The organism is Thermoflexus sp. (genome assembly GCF_025055495.1).
In the GTDB taxonomy this organism is placed as follows: Bacteria; Chloroflexota; Anaerolineae; order Thermoflexales; family Thermoflexaceae; genus Thermoflexus.
The window spans coordinates 1-2517 of sequence record NZ_JANWXB010000421.1 but is presented as its reverse complement, the minus strand read 5'-3'; the positions used below and the strand labels follow the sequence as shown (position 1 = coordinate 2517).

Annotated in this window: 2 protein-coding genes and 1 tRNA gene; all 3 read right to left on the bottom strand. The window is 61.8% G+C overall.

The window, feature by feature from the left end; translation table 11 throughout:
- Positions 1-410: 410 nt before the first annotated feature.
- Positions 411-488 (bottom strand) — tRNA-Pro (locus tag NZM16_RS13750).
- Positions 489-727: 239 nt separating this feature from the next.
- A complete protein-coding gene (locus NZM16_RS13745; protein WP_295480932.1) occupies positions 728-1087 on the bottom strand; it encodes a hypothetical protein in 360 nt (119 codons plus the stop codon).
- A gap of 24 nt (positions 1088-1111) precedes the next feature.
- Positions 1112-1915: an enoyl-ACP reductase gene (locus NZM16_RS13740; protein WP_295480930.1), complete on the bottom strand. Its 804-nt coding sequence runs from the start codon at positions 1913-1915 to the stop codon at positions 1112-1114.
- Positions 1916-2517: the final 602 nt, after the last annotated feature.

The window sequence follows — 2517 nt, the reverse complement described above, 5'->3', positions numbered from 1 at the left end:
ATACGGGACAGACCACCCTGGGTAGCCCCCCTCCCCAGACAGAGGCCCCGTTTTGAAAAGCAATCTGGCTCACCGAAGGGGGGCGCCCTTCCACAGCCTCGAAAAGACCGCGCGATTTTAGAACCCAGGACCTTTAGGGGTGGGTGGGGCCGCCTTCAGCGGCCCTACCTAGTATGGAATTGAAGTTCCCCTTCCCACAGCCTTAAGGGCTGTGGGAAGGGGCAGGGACTGACCCCTCGCTGGCGAGGAGCCCGGACCCAAGGCCCTGTCCTCACACCGTCGGACAAAAATGGGGGATCTGTTTGCTCCAAGCGGGAGATGGCTCGCCCTTCCCTACCGCTTTCTCGCAGAGGCCGCTGCGCAAGCCCTACGTAAATAAACATCGGGAGTGGCGGGGACCACTCCCGATGTGGTCGGGACGGGCGGATTTGAACCGCCGACCCCTGCAACCCCATTGCAGTGCGCTAACCTGGCTGCGCCACGTCCCGTCGCGATTTTATTATAATGCAAGCAGGCGGACGGATCAAGCCCGGCCCTCCATCGAGATTGTTCCACGCATCGTGAAACGCGGCTTGGGGCGGGGGCGCCGCCTTCGGCGGCGCCCCAGCCCAAAAACCCCCGGGAGAGCTCGGAAGCTGCCCATGGTGTGTATTCCGTGATCGCGGATTGCTATGGATTTTGAGCGGGACAGATCACCTTTGGTGGCCTGTCCCGCCGGGAACCCCAGTTACGCCGCCAACGTGGAAAGTCGCGAGAGCGGATGGGAAGGCCAGATCATGCGCTCCGCGGGCAGTTGATCCAGAGCGGTCTCCGGGAAGGGAACCTCACCGCTGAAATAGAGCACATCCACTTCTCCATCGTAGCGATAGCGTCGCTTCACCCAGCGCGGGCCGACCCGCATCACCACATCCAGCCACATTACATCGTTCTGGAGATCAAAGGTCTCATTCAAGACCCAAGATGGGGAATCGGAAGGCAACGTCGCCTGTAGGCGGCGTATCGCCCGCTCCCATAGGCGCTGGCGTCGCGCCTCCGGGGTCATGGACTCCTGCTCCTCCATGGAAACCCGTCGCTTCCAGAACCCCATTTTCAGACCCTCCGCGGACCTGTTTTATGGTTGTCCGGTGCTTTCTTCCACCAAGCGCTCCGTCACCCCCAGGATATGGTAGCCCGCATCGACGAAGATGATCTCACCGGTGATCGCCGCGGCGCGATCGCTGCACAGCCATGCAGCCAGCGCCCCCACGTCCTCGATGGTCACGTTGCGGCGCAGCGGGACGATCTCCCGGAACAGGCTGTAGAGGGAACGAAAGCCCGGGATGCCGGTCGCCGCCAGGGTGCGGATCGGGCCGGCGGAGATCGCGTTCACCCGGATGCCCCGAGGGCCGAGATCATATGCCAGATAGCGAACTGAGGCCTCCAGAGCGGCCTTGGCCACTCCCATCACATTGTAGTGAGGGACCACCTTCTCGGAGCCATAGTAGGTCATGGTCAGCAGCGCGCCGCCGTTCTTCATCAAAGGGGCCGCCTCCCGGGCCAGGGCGGTGAAGGAATATACGCTGACGTCCATTGCGATCCGGAACCCCTCGCGGGAGGTGAGGTAATAGGGGCCGCTCAGCTCTTCCCGCTTCGCAAAGGCGACCGCGTGAACCAGGATATCCAGTCGATCGTAGGCCTGGCGATATTTCTCGAACAGCGCGGTGATCTGGGCATCATCGCTCAGATCACAGGGCTCGATGAACGTCGCCCCCACGCTCTCCGCCAGGGGGCGCACCCGTCGCTCCAGAGCGGGACCCGCATACGAGAAGGCCAGAGCAGCCCCCTCGGCATGCATCGCCTTCGCAATGCCCCAGGCGATCGAGTGATCGTTCGCCACGCCGAAGATCAAAGCGATCTTTCCATCCAGAATCCCCATGGTCGCCTCCGTGATGTGGATGAATTATGAAGGCCGGGCTCTGCCCCACCCTCCACCGCATCGTTACAATGAAGCACTAACGCTTTGTCCCCCTTTGATTTGGGGGCTGGGCGGGGGGCCTTCGACCCCCTGCCCAGCCCCCAAAATGTTGGCTCATATCCAAAACGCGTGCAGGCCAGAGAGCGAACTGCCGGATGGCGGGAAAGGGCCCGATCCCCCTGCCCCACTACCCCCAATCCCGGCCCACCCCTCGTCATTGAACCCCGCCAGCGGCACGCGTTCTGGACATGAGCCTAATCTTTCCCCCGACCCTTTCGGGCTATTGTGCAACAGATCCCAGGAACTCATCAAATGCCCGGAGGGGATCCGTTCATGATCGGGGAGGCGAGCCACCTTTAGCAACCCACCCGGCCCCCAATCCTCCCGAGGAGGAAAGCCCCCTTCGCCTCGCATCCCTTGTCATTCAATGACCATTCGAGTTAAAATAAAAATGTATAGCGAAAAATACGGATTCCAGCCGACCTATACCCGGTTTCCGCAGGGACATGCCCCAATGGATCCACGGGAGCCTGATCCGTGCTCGGCCGGGTTAGCTCCATCTC

What these genes read in the sequence shown, in the direction of transcription:
- NZM16_RS13745 (WP_295480932.1), bottom strand. Translation starts at nt 1,087, where the DNA reads ATGGGGTTCTGGAAGCGACGGGTTTCCATGGAGGAGCAGGAGTCCATG.
- NZM16_RS13740 (WP_295480930.1), bottom strand. Translation starts at nt 1,915, where the DNA reads ATGGGGATTCTGGATGGAAAGATCGCTTTGATCTTCGGCGTGGCGAAC.